Origin of the sequence: Oceanicella sp. SM1341, from assembly GCF_003448965.1 — a bacterium.
Lineage (GTDB): Bacteria > Pseudomonadota > Alphaproteobacteria > Rhodobacterales > Rhodobacteraceae > Paroceanicella.
The window spans coordinates 43,748-60,547 of record NZ_QRGC01000009.1 but is presented as its reverse complement, the minus strand read 5'-3'; the positions used below and the strand labels follow the sequence as shown (position 1 = coordinate 60,547).

The following is a 16,800-nucleotide window of genomic DNA, read 5'->3' as shown; positions in this document are numbered from 1 at the left end:
CGTCTCGCGGCCCACCCCCGCGGCCGCGAAACGGGCCCTGTCCTCAGCCGTCGCGCAGCAGGCGGCGGAGCTTGGAGAGGGCCATGCCCGCGTCCTCGCCGTAGCCGATGGTGCCGAAGAGCTCGTTGCCGGAATCCATCAGGAACACGGTGGCGGTGTGCTCCATGGTGTAGTCCCCGCCCTCCATCGGCACGCGCTTGTAATAGGCGAAATACTGCTTCGCCATCGCGGCGACCTGCTCCTCGGTGCCGGAGAGGCCGATGATGCGGCTGTCGAAGGCCGAGGTGTACTGGCGCAGGGCCTCCGGCGTGTCGCGCTCGGGGTCGACGGTGACGAAGAGCCAGTCGGCCTTGTCGGCGTCCGGGCCGAGGTCCTGCATCTGCAGGGTGAGCTCGTAGAGCGTTGTCGGGCAGACATCCGGGCAGAAGGTGAAGCCGAAGAAGATCACCGTGGGGCTGCCCTCGAAATCGGCCTGCGTGACCGTGCGGCCGGTCTCGTCGACGAGGGTGAAGGGGCCGCCCACCGTGGCGGAGGTGTCTTCGCCGCGGAAGGTGATCCAGAGCAGGGTGCCGGCGATGGCCGCCAGCACCAAGGTGAGCGCCGCGATGGCGATGCGGGCGCGCGGCATTACTGCGCCTCCGCCGGTTTCGGGGCGCCGGGGGGCACCACCTGCAGCTCGACCGCGATCTCGGCGCCGCTCTCCAGCATGAGGGTGAGCGGCACCGGCGCGCCGACGATCACCGGGGCGGCGAGGTCCATCATCATGATGTGGTTGCCGCCGGGGGCGAGCTCGGTGGTGGCGCCGGCGGGCAGGGGCAGGCCGTCTTCCAGCGGGCGCATGCGCATCACGCCGTCGGACATTTCCATGCTGTGGATCTCGACACGGGTGGCGTCCGGGGTGCGGGCGCCCACGAGCCGGTCGTCGGTCTCGCCGCTGTTGGTGAGGGTGAGGAAGCCGCCGGCGGTGGTGGCGCCCGGCGGGGTGGCGCGCGTCCAGCCGCCGGAGGCGGTGACGGCGGTCTGGGCGAGGGCCGGCGAGGCGGCGCAGAGGGCCGCGGCGAGGGCGAAGGCGAGGCGGGTCATGCGGGGTCTCCGTCATGCGTGCGGGGGCCCGGTGCGGCGTGGCGGGCCGGGCGGGGCGTTTGCTGAGCGGTGGGGTCAGGCCGCGGCGGGCGGGCCGCGGGGCCGGGGCAGGCCGGGCCCGAAGGCGGCGCCATCCTGGCGGGCCGGTGTCGGCGCGCGGAGGGCCACGGCGGGGCCCGCCCGCCGCGCCTCGGCCGATGGCGGCGGCAGGGCGGCGGCGCCACCGGCGCAGAGCGACTTGCAGAGCGTGTCGCAGCAATCGTGGCGCCCGGTGGGGATGGGGTCGGGGTTCGCGCCCCCGACGAGGCAGAGCGTGTCGGGCAGGCCGGCGGCCATGGCGCCCTGCACGAAGCCGGCCAGCAGCGCATGCACCGCGATCGCGTAGAGCGCGACGGCGAGGATGGCGAGCCGGAGCGAGCCGGCGCTGGCGGGGCGGTGTGTCATGGCGGCAGTCTAGCCGCGAAACCGTGCCGGGGCGCTGCGACATTCGGAGGCTGCGGAGGAACGCCCGCCGAGCCGAGGGGGGCGGCGTGCCCCGCAGCTCGGCGGGCCTGGCAAGGGGCCTTGCGGCCCTCCGCCGGGGCGGTAACGTTTCGGAGCCCGGAGCCCGGAGCCCGGAGCCCGGAGCCCGGAGCCCGGAGCCCGGAGCCCGGAGCCCGGAGCCCGGAGCCCGGAGCCCGGAGCCCGGAGCCCGGAGCCCTGACGCCGACCCGGCACGCAAACCCCAGGTCCACCCTCTTCACACCGCGTCTCCGACGGCCGCCGCCAGGCATGGGCCGCGCCCGACCCTGGGTGGGCGCCACCACGCCCGTGGTGAGCGCTTTATCTGGAAGCCCCGGACGGAGGCTGAGCGGCTGGTGGCATCGCCATCGCGCCCTCCCGGGGGGAGGGTCGGGCGCGGCCCGGGCTGGTCGCCCGGGCGGAAGGGGCGAGCGAGGCGGCACCGGGCCGCGCAGCGGGCCGGCCCGGCCCAACGCGGAGGCGGCTTCCGCGCGCAGCGCGGCTGTCCGCCGGAGGGGCGGGAGGCCTCCCTGCCTCGCATGGCTCCGGGTCAGTAGCTCTCGAGACGGCTGTCGAGCAACCGGGGCGGAGCGTTTCGCGAGAGCTGGTCGAGCATATCGCCCACGAGGGAAACCAGCGCGTCGGAGGCGGTGGCCGCCTCCTCGCCACGGCCTTCGGCCAGCGCGTCGAGCACCGCGAGATGGGGGATGACCGAGGCCCCGGCCCCCGGCGCTTCGCCGCTCCCTGCCGCGAGCCCGTGCCAGATCCAGCCCACCCGCCGGAAGATCGCGTGCAGCGGCCGCAGCGTGTGGCCGAGGAAGGGCTCGCCGCAGGCTTCCAGCACCAGCGCGTCGATGCGGCTGTCGAAGGCGTTGAAGGCGGCGAGGTCGAGGCCCGCGCCCGCCGCGCGCAGGGCAGCGGCGAGGTGGCGCATGCGGCTGCGCTGGCCCTCGTCGGCGCGGCTGGCCGCGAGGGTGATGGCGAAGCGCTCCACCTCGCGGCGCAGGTCGAGCAGCACCCGTGCCCGGCCCAGCTCCACCGGGGCGACGAGCAGCCCCTGGCGCGGCTGCACCTCGAGCAGCGTGTCGGCCGCGAGCCGGTTCACCGCCTGGTGTACCGGGGTGCGCCCCGTGCCGGCCAGGGCCGCGAGGTCCTGGATGCGCTGGAAGCTGCCCGGCGGCAGGGCGCAGGTGACGATGGCCGCCTCGATGCGCCGGTAGGCGAGCTCGGCCTGCGGCAGGTGCGCGCCAGGGCCGGCAGCCCTGTCCTGCCCCGCCTCGACGCCCGCTCCCTCCGCTGCGCGCTCTGCCCGTGCCATCGTTTCCCCCGTTGCGCCCCATGCACCGGACCCCTTGCGGGAATCGCCCGGGCCTGTCATGAACATATCGTAATATATCACGGAATGTCACGCGCCGTGCGACAGCGCGGCGAGGCAGCCGGCAAGACGCGGCCAGCAGGGCTGGCAGGACAGGGGGGGCGCGGAAGCCCCGGGGAGGAAACGAGAATGACCGACACTCGGGCGCAGCGCGCGGCGGCGGGAGGGCGGGGATGAAGATCACCGCCATCCGCACCTTCCGCGTCGAGGAATTCGCCAACGTGCTCTGGGTGCATGTCGAGACCGACGCCGGCATCACCGGGCTGGGCGAGACCTTCTACGGCGCCGGCGCCGTGGAGGCGCATATCCACGACACCCTGGCCGGCCGGCTGCTGGGCCAGAACCCGCTGCACATCGAGGCGCTGCACCGCGAGATGCTGAACCTGCCGATGGCCCAGGCCTCCACCGGCGCCGAGACCCGGGCCGCCTCGGCCATCGACATCGCGCTCTGGGACATCTTCGGCAAGCTCTGCGGCCAGCCGGTGCACCAGATGCTGGGCGGCCAGTGCTGGGAGCGCATCCGCGTCTACAACACCTGCGCCGGCACCCGCTACGTGCGCACAAACAACATCAAGCCGGTCTCCACCTGGAACCTCGGCGAGGCCGACGGGCCCTACGAGGATCTCGACGGTTTCATGAACCGCCCGGCCGAGCTCGCCGAGAGCCTGCTCGACAGCGGCATCACCGCGATGAAGATCTGGCCGTTCGACCCCGCCGCCATTGCCAACAAGGGCCAGTTCATCTCCAACGAGGAGCTGAAGACCGCCCTGCGCCCCTTCGAGGAGATCCGCCGCGCGGTGGGCGACCGGATGGAGATCATGGTGGAGTTCCACTCGCTGTGGAACCTGCCGGTGGCCAAGCGCATCGCGAAGGCGCTGGAGCCGTATGACCCGACCTGGTTCGAGGACCCGATCCGGATGAACTCGCCCCAGGCGCTGGCGGAATTCGCCCGCTCCACCCCCGTGTGGACCTGCGCCAGCGAGACGCTGGGCACCCGCTACCCCTACAAGGACATGCTCGACCGCGACGCGGCCCATGTGGTGATGGCCGACCTGTGCTGGACAGGCGGGCTCACCGAGGGGCGCAAGATCGCGGCGCTGGCCGACACCTATCACCGCCCCTTCGCCCCGCATGACTGCATCGGCCCGGTGGGGTTCATCGCCGGCATCCACGCCTCGTTCAGCCAGCCCAACACGCTGATCCAGGAGAGCGTGCGCGCCTTCTACCGCGGCTGGTACAACGAGCTCGTCACCGCGATGCCGCGCATCGAGGGCGGCCATGTCTACCCGATGGAAGGCCCGGGGCTGGGGGTGGAGCTGCTGCCCGCCTTCTTCGAGCGCGCCGACCTCACCTCCCGCGTCTCTGCCCCCTGAGGAGCCTCACATGTCCACCGAACTGTTTTCGCTCGCCGGCCGCACCGCGCTCGTCACCGGCTCCTCGCGCGGGCTGGGGCGGGCCATCGCCGAGGGGCTGGGCCGCGCCGGCGCGCGCCTCGTGCTCAACGGGGTGAACCCGGAGCGGCTGGAGGCGGCGGCGGCGGAGCTGCGCGGCGAGGGCCTCGACGTGCTCACCGCCGCCTTCGACGTGACCGACGAGGCCGCGGTGCTCGCCGCCTTCGCGGGGTTCGACGCCGAGGGCCTCGAGATCGACATCCTGGTCAATAACGCCGGCATCCAGTTCCGCAAGCCGATGCTCGAGCTCGAGACGGCGGACTGGCGGCGGGTGATCGACACCAACCTCACCTCCGCCTTCCTGCTCGGCCGCGAGGCCGCCCGGCGCATGGCGACGCGCGGGCGCGGCAAGCTGGTGAACATCGGCTCGCTCACCTCCGAGCTCGCCCGCGCCACGGTGGCGCCCTACACGGTGGCCAAGGGCGGGGTGAAGATGCTCACCCGCGCCATGGCGGCGGAATGGGGCGAGAAGGGCCTGCAGGCCAATGCCATCGGCCCGGGCTACATGCTCACCGACATGAACGAGGCCCTGGTCGCCGACCCCGCCTTCGACGGCTGGGTGAAGGGCCGCACGCCCGCACGGCGCTGGGGGCGGCCGGAGGAGCTGGTGGGCGCTGCCGTCTTCCTCTCCTCCGCCGCCTCCGACTACGTCAACGGCCAGATCCTCTATGTCGACGGCGGCATGAGCGTGGTGCTCTGAGCCGCCGCAAGACCAACCAGAAACTTTCCGGGAGCTCCCATGAAGATCGTCTTTCACGGCAACAACGCCCTCACCTTCCTGCCCGGCTTCCGCGACCAACTGGGCGAGGGCCACGACATCACCCACCTGCCGGACGTGCTGGAGACGGAGGCGCAGCGCGCCGCCTATTCCGCCGCCGATGTCATCATCGGGGCGCGGCTGCGCGCGGGGCTGCCGGTGGGGCAGGGGCTGAAGCTGTTCCACGTGCCCGGCGCGGGCTATGACGGGATCGACTTCGCCTGCCTGCCGGCCGACACCCCGGTGTGCAACTGCTTCGGTCACGAGGCCGCCATCGCCGAATACGTGATGGCTGCCCTGCTCGCCCGCCACGTGCCGCTGGCCGATGCCGACGCGCGCCTGCGCCGGGGCGACTGGACATACTGGGCGGGCGGCCCCTCCGGCCTGCGCACCGAGCTCGGCGCCCAGAGCATCGGCATCCTGGGCTACGGGCATATCGGCAAGGCGGTGGCGGCGCGCGCCGCGGCCTTCGGCATGAAGGTTGTGGTGGCAAACCGCAGCCCGGTTGCGGCGGAGGGGCCGGTCTCGGCCTACATGCCGCTCACCGACCTGCCAGCCTTCATGGGGGCTGCCGACATCATCGTGAACACCCTGCCGCTGGCGGAGAACACCCGTGGCCTCGTCGGGGCCGAGGCGCTCGCCGCCATGCGCCCGGAGGGGGTGATCGTGAACGTGGGCCGCGGCGCGGTGATCTCCGAGCTGCCGCTCTACGAGGCGCTGCTGGAGGGCCGCATCGCCGGGGCCATCCTCGACACCTGGTATGTCTACCCCTCGCCGGACGACCCCACGCCCCACCCGGGCACCCTGCCGTTCCACGCGCTCGACAACGTGGTGCTCACCCCGCACATGTCGGGCTGGACCCATGGCACCGTGGCGCGGCGCGCCGCCGCCATGGCGGCGAACGTGCAGCGCCTCGCGGCCGGGGAGGCGCTGGAAAACCGGGTGCGCTGAGGGGTTTCGCCCGGCGCGTCACAGGTGCAGTATCGGCCCCGCCAACAGGAGGGGGACATCATGCGCATCTGCATCTTCGGCGCCGGGGCCACCGGCGGAAACTTCGCCGTGCGGCTGGCGCGGGCCGGGCACGAGGTGTCGGTCATCGCCCGCGGCCCGCATCTCGAGGCGATCCTGGCGAACGGGCTGCGGCTGGAGGCCGGCGAGTCCGTGCTCGAGGCCCGGCCCCGCGCCGCGGCGAGCGGGGCGGAGCTCGGCGTTCAGGACGTGCTGGTGGTGGGCGTGAAGGCCCCCGCGCTCGACGGGCTGGCGGAGGCGCTCGCGCCGCTGATCGGGCCGCAGACGCTGGTGGTCTTCCCGCAGAACGGCATGCCCTGGTGGTATCCGCTGAGCCCCGCGCCCGAGGGCGCGCCGGCGGCGCTGCCCGATCTCGCGGTCTTCCGCCGCGGCCCGGCCCTGCTGGCGCAGATGACGCCGGAGCAGGTGGTGGGCGGGGTGATCTACTCGGGCAACGAGGTGAGCCGCCCGGGCGTGGTGGTCAACACCACGCCCGCGCGCAACGCGCTCACCATCGGCCCGGCCACCGGGGGCCCGGGCGACGCGCGCCACGCCGCCCTGCGCGCGGCGCTGGAGGGGGCGGGCATCGGCTCGGAGACACCGCAGGACATCCGCCAGGTGATGTGGCGCAAGCTGATGCTCAACATCTGCAGCTCGGCCCTCGGCCTCGCCACCCGCTCGGTGAGCGCCGAGACCCGGGGCGACGCCGAGCTCTCGGCCGTCTTCCTCGACATGATGGGCGAGGGGATGGCCGTGGCCCGGGCCTGGGGCTTCCCGCTCGAGGGGCTGGTCGACCCGCAGGCGGTGCTGGCGAACCTGCCGGTGCACCGCGCCTCCATCCTGCAGGATTACGAGGCCGGCCGGCCGATGGAGGTGGGCGAGATCGTGCTGGCACCCCTCGCCTTCGCCCGCGCCGCCGGCGTGCCCGCCCCCACCCTGCGCGTGGTCGCCGCCATCGTGAGCCGGCTGGGGCAGAGCGCGGGGCTGTTCACGCCCTGAGGCGCCCGGCCGCGCCGGGGGCCGCTCAGCGGATGCCGGCGCGCAGGAAGGCCTGGATGAACTGGCGCTGGAAGATCACGAAGGCCAGCACCAGCGGCGCCACGGTCATCAGCGTGGCGGCCGAGATCACCGCGATGTTCACCCCGCTCTCGGGCGCTGCGAACAGCGACAGGCCCACGGTGAGGGGGCGCGTCTCGGCGGAGTTGGTGATCACCAGCGGCCAGAGGAAATTGTTCCAGTGCGTCGCCACCGAGACGAGGGCATAGGCGAGGTAGGTGGGTTTCGCCGCCGGAATGTAGACCCGCCAGAGCACGCCCGCCCAGCCGCAGCCCTCGATGCGGGCGGCCTCCTCCAGCTCCGCCGGCACCTGGCGGAAGGCCTGGCGCATCAGGAAGATGCCGAAGGCCGAGGCCATGTAGGGCAGCCCGATCCCGAGGATGGTGTCGAACAGCCCCAGCGCCGAGGCGATGGCGTAATTGTCCACGATCAGCACCTCGGGCAGGATGAAGAGCTGCAGCAGCACCGCGTAGAACACCAGCTCGCGCCCCGGGAAGGCGAAGCGCGCGAAGGCAAAGCCCGCCAGCGTGCAGAGCAGGAACTGCCCGGCCAGCACCGTGCTCACCAGCGCGAAGCTGTTGAGGAAGTAGCGCAGCCAGGGCGTGCCCTCCCAGGCGGTGGCGAAGTTCGACAGCGTGAGCGGGGCGGCGAGGCGGAAGCCCACCGCGTCGGTGGGGGAGTGGACGGCGGCCCAGGCGGCGAAGGCCAGCGGCGCGATCCAGACCAGGGCGAGCACCCAGGCGCCCAGGGTGTCGAGCGTGAGGGTGAGGGCGGGCGGCGTGAGGGCGCGGGCGGTCATCGGTAGTGGATCCTCCGGTCGAGCCCGCGGAACTGCGCCACGGCAAGGAGACCGAGCACCAGCAGCACGAGGCAGGTGAGGGCGGCGGCGGCGGGGCGGTCGAAATAGGAGAAGGCGGTTTCCCAGATCCAGTAGAGCAGCAGCTTTGAGGCGTTGTCCGGCCCGCCCTTGGTGAGGATGAACAGATGGTCGATGAGCTTCACCGAGTTGATCAGCGCGTTCACCAGGATGAACAGCGTGGTGGGCATCAGCAGCGGCAGCAGCACCCGGCGCAGGTAGGTGGCGCGGGAGGCGCCCTCGATGGTGGCGGCTTCGCGCAGGTCGGGCGGGATGGTCTGCAGGGCGGCGAGGTAGAAGACCATGAAGAAGCCCGCCTCCTTCCACACCGACACGGCGATCACCGCCCAGAGCGCGGTATCGGGCTGGCCGAGCCAGTTCACCGGGGCGGCGCCGAACAGGCCGGTGATGCGGTCGATCAGCCCGATGTCGGGGGTGTAGAAGAACAGCCACAGGTTCGCCGCCGCGATCATCGGCAGCATGGTGGGCACGAAGAAGGCGGTGCGCAGGAAGGCCCGGCCGCGCAGCGCCTGGTTGGCCCAGAGTGCCATCACCAGCGCGATGGCGATGGAGGCGGGGATGGTGACGGCGGCATAGACGAGGTTGTTGTGCACCACCTTCCAGAAGGTGGGGTCGTCGAACAGGTACGTGTAATTGTCGAGCCCGGCGAAGCGGGCGGGGCGGCGCGAGGTGGCGCGGGTGAACAGGCTCTGCCACAGCGCGTGGCCGGCGGGCAGGAAGGCGAAGACCGTGAGCAGGATCAGCGCCGGCGAGGCCAGCATCCAGCCGTAGAGCGCCATGCGGCGGCGGTCGTGGGACCGGTCATGCTCCGGTGTCTGGGTCATCGCGCGGCTCCTGGGCGGCGGCGGGGTGAGGCCCCGGCGCGAGGGCCGGAGCGTCGTGCGGGGCGAGGCCCCGGCTCGGTGGCCGGGGCAGCGCAGTGCGAGAGCCCCGGTGCAGTGTGCGGGGCCTCGGGATGCAGCGGCCGGGGCTGACGCAGCAGCCCGGGCCAGTGGCCGATGCGGGGCTGGCGGAGCGGCGGTCGCGCGGGGGCCGCGCGGGGCGCATCCGGTCGGCCCGGGGCAAGGGCGGCGGTGGCGGCGTTCCGGCCCGCGAGGCCCCGGCTCGGGGGCCGGGGCAGCGGGGTGCGGGGTGGGCAGCCCGTGCCGGGCGGGAGGCGGAGCGCCCGGGGGTGCTCCGCCCGGCCGCTCAGCGGTAGGGGCGCAGCAGGCGCTCGGCGATGGACTGGGCGTCCTCCAGCGCATCCTGCGGCTGGGCGGTGCCGGTGAGCACCGACTGCACCGCGGAGTTCAGCGCCTCGCGCACCCGGCCGGTCTCGTAGGTGGAGAGCTCGGGCACCGCGACCTCGAGCTGGTCACGCGCAACCACCGCCTGGGGGAAATCGGCGGCGTATTGCTTCAGCGCCGGGGTGTCGTAGGCGGCGGGCGAGATGCCCACGTAGCCGGTGGCGATCGACCATTCGGCGGCGCGCTCCGGGGCGGTCATGTACTTGATGAGCTTCAGCGAGGCCTGCTGCTCCTCCTCAGATGCGCCCTTAAACAGGTAGAAGTTGCCGCCGCCGGTGGGCGAGCCGGGCTGGGTGTGGGCCGGCAGCATCGCCACGCCGAAGTCGAAATCGGCACCGTCGCGCACCGCGGTGAGGTTGCCGGTGGTGTGCCACATCATCGCCGTCTGGCCCTGCAGGAAGGCCTGGCGCAGGGTGCCCCACTCGATGGTGCCGCCGGGCATCACGTCATGCACCGCCGAGAGGTCGCGCCAGAAGGTGAGGGCCTCCACGGCGGCGGGGGTGTCGAAATGCGTCTCGGTGCCGCTGGCCGACATCAGCTCCTGGCCGTTCTGGATCGCGAAGGCCTGAAACATCCAGTAGGGGTAGCCGGTGGAGGGCACCATCAGGCCCCAGCGGTCGTCCTTGCGCAGGGCCTTCGCGTCGGCGACCATCTCGTCCCAGTTGGCGGGGGGTGTCTCGGGGTCGAGCCCGGCTTCGCGGAACATGTCCTTGTTGTAGTAGAGCACGATGGTCGAGCGCTGGAAGGGCACGCCCCAGACATGGCCCTCGGCCTCGCCATTGGCCATCAGTGCGGGGTAGAAGCTCTTCAGCCAGGCCTTGTCCTCGGCGCTGGTGGCGACCTCGTCGAAGGGCACGATCAGGTCCTGTTCCATCAGCTCGTAGACGTCGATGGAGAACAGCACCGAGAGCTGCGCCGGGTCGCCCGCCATGATGGCCGAGAGGGTGCGCACGCGGGTGTCGTCGTAGTTGCCGGCGTAGACGGCGTTCACGCGGATGTCGGGGTTCTCGGCCTCGAAGCCGGAGATGAACCCGTCGATCACCTCGGTCAGCGCGCCGCCGACGGAGATCGGGTAATACATGGTGAGCTCGGTGTCGGCCGCGGCGGGCAGCGCCGGCAGGGCGGCGGCCGCGCCGAGGAGGGCCGCCTTGAGGAACGTTCTGGTCATGAAAGCAGGTCCTTCTGTCACACGGACATGGGGGTGGCAGGCATGGGGGTGGAATGGGGCGCGCCGGGGGCTATGCGCGCGCCCTCCGGGCTCTCGAAGACATGCGCGGCGCCGGGCTCCCAGCCCAGGCCGAGAGGGGTGCCGGGGGCGATCTCGCGGCGGCCGGGGGCGCGGGCGATGAGCCGGGCGGCGCCGCAGGCGAGGTAGACCAGCGTCTCGGCGCCGAGGAACTCGCAGCTCTCCACCACCGCGGGCATCAGGCCCGGGCCGGGGCCGTGCAGGCGGATGGCCTCGGGCCGCACGCCCAGCACCGCCCCGGGGGGCAGGGCGGCGGCGGGGCGCAGCGCCTCGGGCAGGGCGGTCACGGGCAGCAGCGTCATCGGTGGCGCGCCGAGGAAGGTGGCGGCAAAGCCGGTGGCCGGGCGCTCGTAGAGCTCGGCCGGGGCGGCGGCCTGCTCGATGCGGCCGCGGTTGAGCAGCACCACGCGGTCGGCCATGCCCATGGCCTCGGTCTGGTCATGGGTGACATAGAGCACCGTGAGGCCCAGCCGGCGCTGCAGGGCGCGGATGTCCTGGCGCACGGCGTGGCGCAGCTTGGCGTCGAGGTTGGAGAGCGGCTCGTCCATCAGGCACAGCGGGTGGTCGGAGACGATGGCGCGCGCGAGCGCCACGCGCTGGCGCTGCCCGCCGGAGAGCTGGGCCGGGCGGCGCGCCTCCAGCCCGGTGAGCCCGGTGGTCTCGAGCGCCTGGGCCAGCAGCCGGTCGCGCTCGGCCCGGGGCACGCGGCGCACCTTCAGCCCGAAGGTGATGTTTTCCGCCACGCTGAGGTGCGGGAACAGCGCGTAGGACTGGAAGACCATCGACAGCCCGCGCGCCGAGGGCGGCAGGCCGGTGACATCGCGCCCGTCGATGCGCAGCCGGCCGGCATCCGCGCTCTCGAGCCCCGCGACGAGGCGCAGCGTGGTGGACTTGCCGCAGCCCGAGGGGCCGAGCAGCACCACGAACTCGCCGCGCTCCACCTGCAGGGAGAGGTCACGCACCCCGGTGCCGGGGCCCCATTCGCGCGTCAGCCCGTCAAGCTCGAGAAAGGCACTCATGCCGCGATCTCCCCTTCCGGCAGCACCAGCCGCACGCCCGCCGCCTCGGCCAGTGCCGCGAGGGCAGGGGGCGGGGCGGCGTCGAGCACCAGCGTGTCGGCGCTCGACAGCGCGCCGCCATGCGCGGGCGCGGGGCGGCCGAACTTCGAGCGGTCGGCGACGAGAATGGCATGGCGGCAGCTTTCGCGCAGCGCCTCGCGGGCGGCCACCTCGGCGCGGTCGAAGTCGAGCAGGGTGCCGTCGGCGTCGATGCCGCCCACGCCGAACACGCCGAAATCGGCGCGGTAGCCGCGGAACAGCGCCTCCGCCTCCGGGCCCAGCAGGTCGCGGTCCGGCAGGCGCAGGGTGCCGCCGGCGATCACCACCCGGTTCGAGCGGTTGGCCGAGAGCGCCATCGCCACGTTGAGATTGTTGGTGATGACCGTGAGGTCGTCATGCCCGGTGAGGGCGAGGGCCACCTGCTCGGGCGTGGTGCCGATGCCCAGCATCACCGAGGCGTGGTTGGGGATCAGCCCCGCCACCGCCGCCCCCACCCGGCGCTTGGCCGCGAGGTTGGTGATGCGGCGGCTGTCGTAGGGCGAGTTGGTGGCCGCCTGCAACAGCTCCGCCCCGCCGTGGCGGCGGCGCAGGATGTTGGCGTCGCACAGCGCGTTCACGTCGCGGCGGATGGTCTGGGGCGTCACGGCGAAATGCTCGGCCAGCAGGTCGATGCCGAGGAGGCCGCGCTCGCGGATCAGCGCCACGATGTCGTTCTGCCGGTCGGAAGTGTTCATTCGAAAGGGCCGTGTGCGGATTGCGTTTTCGCATCGACACATGGACCCGCCGGATGACAGGCGCATGACGCCCCGGTGGCATTCAGGTGAAAGCCGGGCCGGGGGGCCTCAGAGCAGCAGGTGCGGCAGGAAGGTGGAGATGCCCGGCACGTAGGTGACGATGAGCAGCACCACGATATTGGCGAAGACGAAGGGCCAGATGCCCGAGACGATGGTCATCACCGGCTTGCCGAGCGAGGAGGAGGCCACGAAGAGGTCGAGCCCGAAGGGCGGGGTGATCATGCCGATGGAGATGTTCAGCGTCACGATCAGGCCGAAATGCACCGGGTCCACCCCCAGCGCCTGCGCTACCGGAAACAGCGGCGGCACGAGGATGAGCAGCGCCGAGTTCGGGTCGATGAACATGCCGGCGACGAAGAAGGTGAGGTTGACCACCAGCAGGAAGGTGAGGGGGCCCGCGTCCATCGCCTGCAGCCCGGCGATGATGGCGGAGGGGACCTGCGCGAGGGTGATGAAATAGGAGAGCAGCCCCCCCATCGCCAGCAGGATGAAGATGATCGCGGTGGAGATCGCCGCCCGCTCGGTGACCGCGAAGAGCTTCGCGAGGCTGAGCTCGCGGTAGATGAAGCCCTCCACCAGGATGGCGTAGACCACGCTCACCGCCGCGGCCTCGGTGGGGGTGAAGATGCCGCCGTAGATGCCGCCCAGGATGATCGCCGGCATGCCGAGCGCCCAGCCCGAGCGGCGCAGGGCGGCGAGGATGTCGCGCAGCCGCGGCGCGGGGCCGCGGGTGTTTCCGGCCCGCCGGGCCGCCACCGCCGCCATCACCGCGAAGGCGAGGCCCAGCACCACCCCCACCGCGAGCCCGCCCACGAAGAGCGCCGCCACCGAGGTGCCGGTCATCCAGCCGTAGATGATCAGCGTGATCGAGGGCGGAATGAGCAGGGCGGTCTCGGCACTCGAGGCGATGAGCCCGAGCGAGAAGCGCTCGGAGAAACGGGCGGCGCGCAGCTCGGGGTAGACGATGCGCCCCATCGCCGCCACCGTGGCCGGCGCCGAGCCCGAGACCGAGCCGAAGGCCATCGCCCCCCCGATCGCCGTGTAGCCCATGCCGCCGCGCAGGTGGCCGAGCAGCGCCTTCACCAGCCCGGTGAGGCGCTGCGCGATCTGCCCCTCGCCCATCAATTCGGCGGCGAGGATGAAGAAGGGGATGGCGAGCAGGGTGGAATGGTTGATGCCGCCGAGGATCTTCTGCACCACCACCGGGTCGGGCAGGGAGGCGAAGAAGAACTGCTTGACCATCAGCGCCGGCACGCCGAGCACGAGGATCATCTCGAAGCCCGCCACCAGCAGGGCGACGGCCACCACGATCACGACACCGAGCAGGATCATGCCGGCTCCTCCGCATTTGCCTCGGCCGCGGCCTGCGCGGCGTAGCGGTCCGTCACCCCGGCGAGGTTGAGCCCGTAGCGCAGGGCGAGCAGCACGAAGCCGATGGCGGGGGCCATGTAGATCCAGCCCATGGCGAGCCCCAGCGTGGGGCTTTGCTGGCCGGTGGAGAACACGAAGAGCGCCATCTTCAGCCCCAGCCAGGCGACGTAGAGCGAGAACAGCAGCCCGAGCGCGTCGATCAGCTTGCGCAGCGGCAGCCGGCTGCGCGCCGCCAGCCGGTCACGCCAGGTGTGCACGCTCACGTGGCGGCCGCGCTCGAGCGCGAGGCCGGCGGCGAGGAAGACGAGGAACAGGTTCATCACCCGCACCGCCTCGTCGATCCAGGCGAGGTCGGAGGCGAGGTCGCCGCCCAGCTGCCGGGCCACGACGTTGAGCGCGAAGAGCGCCACCATGGTGAGGAAGAGGATCACCAGGGCGGTGCGCTCGGCGAGGCGCAGGGCGGCGAGGGCTCTCACATCGGGTCTCCGGGCCGGAAAGGGCAGGGCTCCGGCGCGGTGCCGGCGGGCGAGAGGGCCGCCCGCCGGCCCGCCCGGTCAGTTGTCGAGCGCCTTGTAGGCTGCCTCGTAGGCGGAGATCAACGCCGCACCCTCGTCGCCCGCGCGCGCGAGATAGGCGTCACGCGCGGCGGGGTACATCGCCTCGCGGAAGGCGGCCTTCTGCTCGGGGGTGAGCTCGGTCACCTCGAGCCCGGCCTCCTCGATCGCCTTGCGCGCATCGGCCACCGCGGCGGCCTTGTGGGCGATGAGGTCGGGGATCACCTCCTCGAAGGCGCCGGTGATGATGTCGCGGTACTCCTCCGGCAGGGACTGCCAGAAGGCCGGGTTGAACAGGATCACGTCCTCCATCGCGCCGTGGTCGGACACCAGCATGTGGTCCTGCACCTCGTAGAACTTCATGTTGCGGATGGTGTCGAGCGGGTTCTCCTCGCCGTCGACCACGCCGGTCTGCAGCGCGGTGTAGAGCTCGCCGAAGGGCAGGGCCACGGCCGAGGCGCCGAGGGCGCGGAACTGCTCGATGAGGATGCTCGAATCCATCACCCGGAACTTCTGCCCGGCGAAATCCTCGAGGCTGGCGATGGGCTTGTTCGAGGTGAAGCTCTTGCGCCCGTTCGGCCACAGGCCGATGCAGGTCACGCCGCGGCTGTTGAAGCTCTCGCACAGCGCCTGGCCGAAGGGGCCCTCGCGCAGCGCCTGGGCCTGCGCATCGTCATCGGGCAGCAGGAAGGGGATGTCGAGCACCGACACCGCCGGGTTGAACCCGCCGAGGAAGGCCGCCGGCGAGACCGTGGCCTCCAGCGTGCCGAGCTGCACGCCCTCGGTCATCTCGCGCTGCGAGCCGAGCTGGCCCTGCGGGAAGATCTGGAACTCCACCGCGCCCTCGGTGCGCTCGGCCACCAGGTCGGCCACCATCTCCAGGTGGATGTGCCGCGACTGCGCGGTCGACTCCAGGTGGCCGATCTTGACCGTGTAATCCGCCGCCAGCGCGCCCGCGGCGAAAGCCGCGCCCGCCACGACGCCCAGCACCGGCGCCGCCAGCCCGCGCATTCTTCCCATGTACCCCATTCGAATTCCCCGTTCTCGTCCCCGATATCCCGGCCCCCGTCGGACCGGCGGCCAAGGGTAGAAATGCGTCACGGGACTGTCAAACCACCGTGACCCTCAGGACACGAAGCGGCGCCCGGAGCGCCTTTGGAGCAACAGTAGGGGCTCCTCCGGCGCGTCAGCAGGATGCGCCTCTGGCGCCCCCCCGGCTCAGCGCAGGGGGCGGAAGAAGGCGCGGATCTCCTCGGCCAGTGCCTCGGGCGCCTCGAGGGCGGCGAAATGCCCGCCGCGGGGCATCTCGCTCCAGCGTGCCACGTCGAACACCCGCTCCACCCAGCTTCGCGGCGGCATGGGCAGCTCGGCGGGAAACACCGCCACGCCCAGCGGCGGGGCCACGCGCTCGCCGGGCGCGAAGTGCAGCGGCCGGGCGGCGGCCTCGCGGTAGAGCCGCATCGAGGAGCCGATGCTGCCGGTGAACCAGTAGATCGAGATGTTGGTGAGCAGCGTGTCGGGCGGCACGGCGCCGAGCGGCGGGCCGCCGGGGGCCGTGTCGGTCCAGGCGCGGAACTTCTCGGCGATCCAGGCCGCGAGGCCGAGCGGCGAGTCCCCCAGCGCGTAGGCGAGGGTCTGCGGGCGGGTGGCCTGGATGTGCTCGTAGGCGCCCTCGTGTCCGGCCCATGTGTCGCGCCGCGCGAGGAAGGCCTGCTCCTGCGGGGTGGGCGGGGCTGCGTCCGGCGGTGGCATGAAGCTGCCCGGGATGAAGTTCAGGTGCAGCCCCGCCACCGCCCCGGGGTGCAGCCGCGCGAGCCAGGTGCTCACGCTCGCGCCCCAGTCTCCGCCCTGGGCGCCGTAGCGCGTGTAGCCAAGCGCGCCCATCAGCGCGTGCCACAGCCCGGCGATGGCGGCCGGGCCGCAGCCGGGCGCGGCGGGGGCCGGCGAGAAGCCGTAGCCCGGCAGCGAGGGCACCACGAGGTCGAAGGCGTCCTCCGGGTCGGCGTCATGCGCGCCGGGGTCGGTGAGCAGCGGCAGGATGCGCTGCGCCTCCACGAAGGAGCCCGGCCAGCCATGGGTGAGGATGAGCGGGAAGGGCCGGGGGCCGCGGCCCTTCGCGTGCTGGAAATGCACCGTGCCGCCGGGCAGCCGGGCCATGAAGCCGGGCACGGCATTGAGCTGCGCCTCGGCGGCGCGCCAGTCATACCCGTCACGCCAGCGCGCGGCGAGCCCGGCCAGGAAGGCGGCGTCGGTGCCGTCTTCCCAGGCGGCGGCGGGCGAGGCCGGTGGCCAGCGGGCCTCCGCGAGCCGGCGGCGCAGATCCGCCAGCGCCGCGTCGGGCACGGCGATGGTGAAGGGGGTGATGTCGGGCATGGGCACTCTC

The 16,800-nt window shown here is 72.6% G+C and carries 17 protein-coding genes; 4 read left to right on the top strand and 13 right to left on the bottom strand.

From position 1 onward, the window contains the following. Nucleotides 1-43: 43 nt before the first annotated feature. The 4 genes from D3P35_RS10455 to D3P35_RS10435 all read right to left on the bottom strand — a co-directional run bounded on the left by D3P35_RS10455 (nt 44) and on the right by D3P35_RS10435 (nt 2,902). Nucleotides 44-628, bottom strand: coding sequence for an SCO family protein (locus tag D3P35_RS10455; RefSeq protein WP_118134675.1), 585 nt, complete (start codon nt 626-628; stop codon nt 44-46). Then, nucleotides 628-1,083, bottom strand: a complete 456-nt coding sequence (locus D3P35_RS10450) for a copper chaperone PCu(A)C (protein ID WP_118134674.1) — start codon at nt 1,081-1,083, stop codon at nt 628-630. The genes D3P35_RS10455 and D3P35_RS10450 overlap by 1 nt, the downstream gene beginning before the upstream one ends. 75 nt (nt 1,084-1,158) lie before the next feature. Continuing rightward, a complete protein-coding gene (locus tag D3P35_RS10445) occupies nt 1,159-1,527 on the bottom strand; it encodes a hypothetical protein (RefSeq protein WP_118134673.1) in 369 nt (122 codons plus the stop codon). Nucleotides 1,528-2,134: 607 nt separating this feature from the next. Next, the gene (locus D3P35_RS10435; RefSeq protein WP_198670555.1) at nt 2,135-2,902 is read right to left on the bottom strand and encodes a GntR family transcriptional regulator; all 768 of its coding nucleotides are present in this window, start codon (nt 2,900-2,902) and stop codon (nt 2,135-2,137) included. Between the two features lie 230 nt (nt 2,903-3,132). Here D3P35_RS10435 and D3P35_RS10430 point away from each other — a divergent pair, with 230 nt between their 5' ends. From D3P35_RS10430 to D3P35_RS10415, 4 genes are read left to right on the top strand one after another with little or no spacing between them, the layout of a single operon-like run. Further along, complete coding sequence (locus D3P35_RS10430) at nt 3,133-4,332, top strand: mandelate racemase/muconate lactonizing enzyme family protein (protein WP_118134670.1); 1,200 nt, start codon at nt 3,133-3,135, stop codon at nt 4,330-4,332. Between the two features lie 10 nt (nt 4,333-4,342). Further along, on the top strand, nt 4,343-5,110 hold the full coding sequence (locus D3P35_RS10425) for an SDR family oxidoreductase (protein ID WP_118134669.1): 768 nt from the start codon (nt 4,343-4,345) through the stop codon (nt 5,108-5,110). 39 nt (nt 5,111-5,149) lie between these two features. Then, a complete protein-coding gene (locus D3P35_RS10420) occupies nt 5,150-6,118 on the top strand; it encodes a 2-hydroxyacid dehydrogenase (RefSeq protein WP_118134668.1) in 969 nt (322 codons plus the stop codon). 60 nt (nt 6,119-6,178) lie between these two features. Continuing rightward, the gene (locus D3P35_RS10415; RefSeq protein ID WP_118134667.1) at nt 6,179-7,174 is read left to right on the top strand and encodes a ketopantoate reductase family protein; all 996 of its coding nucleotides are present in this window, start codon (nt 6,179-6,181) and stop codon (nt 7,172-7,174) included. A gap of 25 nt (nt 7,175-7,199) precedes the next feature. Here the strand turns inward: D3P35_RS10415 and D3P35_RS10410 are convergent, their stop codons facing one another. The 9 genes from D3P35_RS10410 to D3P35_RS10370 form a co-directional block, all read right to left on the bottom strand. Next, on the bottom strand, nt 7,200-8,030 hold the full coding sequence (locus tag D3P35_RS10410; RefSeq protein ID WP_118134666.1) for a carbohydrate ABC transporter permease: 831 nt from the start codon (nt 8,028-8,030) through the stop codon (nt 7,200-7,202). Then, nucleotides 8,027-8,932, bottom strand: a complete 906-nt coding sequence (locus tag D3P35_RS10405) for a carbohydrate ABC transporter permease (RefSeq protein ID WP_118134665.1) — start codon at nt 8,930-8,932, stop codon at nt 8,027-8,029. The genes D3P35_RS10410 and D3P35_RS10405 overlap by 4 nt, the downstream gene beginning before the upstream one ends. 364 nt (nt 8,933-9,296) lie before the next feature. Then, a complete protein-coding gene (locus D3P35_RS10400; protein ID WP_118134664.1) occupies nt 9,297-10,562 on the bottom strand; it encodes an ABC transporter substrate-binding protein in 1,266 nt (421 codons plus the stop codon). 17 nt (nt 10,563-10,579) lie between these two features. Further along, nucleotides 10,580-11,659 carry an ABC transporter ATP-binding protein gene (locus D3P35_RS10395; RefSeq protein ID WP_118134663.1) on the bottom strand — a complete coding sequence of 360 codons (1,080 nt, stop codon included), beginning with the start codon at nt 11,657-11,659 and terminating at the stop codon, nt 10,580-10,582. Continuing rightward, entirely contained in the window at nt 11,656-12,432 is a 777-nt protein-coding gene (locus D3P35_RS10390; RefSeq protein ID WP_118134662.1) for a DeoR/GlpR family DNA-binding transcription regulator, read from the bottom strand. The genes D3P35_RS10395 and D3P35_RS10390 overlap by 4 nt, the downstream gene beginning before the upstream one ends. A 108-nt stretch (nt 12,433-12,540) precedes the next feature. After that, nucleotides 12,541-13,824 (bottom strand): TRAP transporter large permease, encoded by a 1,284-nt coding sequence (locus D3P35_RS10385; RefSeq protein WP_118134661.1) that lies wholly within the window; start codon nt 13,822-13,824, stop codon nt 12,541-12,543. Beyond that, complete coding sequence (locus D3P35_RS10380; protein WP_118134660.1) at nt 13,821-14,339, bottom strand: TRAP transporter small permease; 519 nt, start codon at nt 14,337-14,339, stop codon at nt 13,821-13,823. Before D3P35_RS10380 ends, D3P35_RS10385 begins: the two co-directional genes overlap by 4 nt. A gap of 78 nt (nt 14,340-14,417) precedes the next feature. Then, the gene (locus D3P35_RS10375) at nt 14,418-15,437 is read right to left on the bottom strand and encodes a TRAP transporter substrate-binding protein (RefSeq protein WP_232830454.1); all 1,020 of its coding nucleotides are present in this window, start codon (nt 15,435-15,437) and stop codon (nt 14,418-14,420) included. 198 nt (nt 15,438-15,635) lie between these two features. Then, a complete protein-coding gene (locus D3P35_RS10370; protein ID WP_118134658.1) occupies nt 15,636-16,790 on the bottom strand; it encodes an epoxide hydrolase family protein in 1,155 nt (384 codons plus the stop codon). Between the last annotated feature and the right edge of the window lie 10 nt (nt 16,791-16,800).

Coding starts and splice junctions, on each gene's coding strand:
- D3P35_RS10455 (WP_118134675.1), bottom strand. CDS start 628: ATGCCGCGCGCCCGCATCGCCATCGCGGCGCTCACCTTGGTGCTGGCG.
- D3P35_RS10450 (WP_118134674.1), bottom strand. CDS start 1,083: ATGACCCGCCTCGCCTTCGCCCTCGCCGCGGCCCTCTGCGCCGCCTCG.
- D3P35_RS10445 (WP_118134673.1), bottom strand. CDS start 1,527: ATGACACACCGCCCCGCCAGCGCCGGCTCGCTCCGGCTCGCCATCCTC.
- D3P35_RS10435 (WP_198670555.1), bottom strand. CDS start 2,902: ATGGCACGGGCAGAGCGCGCAGCGGAGGGAGCGGGCGTCGAGGCGGGG.
- D3P35_RS10430 (WP_118134670.1), top strand. CDS start 3,133: ATGAAGATCACCGCCATCCGCACCTTCCGCGTCGAGGAATTCGCCAAC.
- D3P35_RS10425 (WP_118134669.1), top strand. CDS start 4,343: ATGTCCACCGAACTGTTTTCGCTCGCCGGCCGCACCGCGCTCGTCACC.
- D3P35_RS10420 (WP_118134668.1), top strand. CDS start 5,150: ATGAAGATCGTCTTTCACGGCAACAACGCCCTCACCTTCCTGCCCGGC.
- D3P35_RS10415 (WP_118134667.1), top strand. CDS start 6,179: ATGCGCATCTGCATCTTCGGCGCCGGGGCCACCGGCGGAAACTTCGCC.
- D3P35_RS10410 (WP_118134666.1), bottom strand. CDS start 8,030: ATGACCGCCCGCGCCCTCACGCCGCCCGCCCTCACCCTCACGCTCGAC.
- D3P35_RS10405 (WP_118134665.1), bottom strand. CDS start 8,932: ATGACCCAGACACCGGAGCATGACCGGTCCCACGACCGCCGCCGCATG.
- D3P35_RS10400 (WP_118134664.1), bottom strand. CDS start 10,562: ATGACCAGAACGTTCCTCAAGGCGGCCCTCCTCGGCGCGGCCGCCGCC.
- D3P35_RS10395 (WP_118134663.1), bottom strand. CDS start 11,659: ATGAGTGCCTTTCTCGAGCTTGACGGGCTGACGCGCGAATGGGGCCCC.
- D3P35_RS10390 (WP_118134662.1), bottom strand. CDS start 12,432: ATGAACACTTCCGACCGGCAGAACGACATCGTGGCGCTGATCCGCGAG.
- D3P35_RS10385 (WP_118134661.1), bottom strand. CDS start 13,824: ATGATCCTGCTCGGTGTCGTGATCGTGGTGGCCGTCGCCCTGCTGGTG.
- D3P35_RS10375 (WP_232830454.1), bottom strand. CDS start 15,437: ATGGGAAGAATGCGCGGGCTGGCGGCGCCGGTGCTGGGCGTCGTGGCG.
- D3P35_RS10370 (WP_118134658.1), bottom strand. CDS start 16,790: ATGCCCGACATCACCCCCTTCACCATCGCCGTGCCCGACGCGGCGCTG.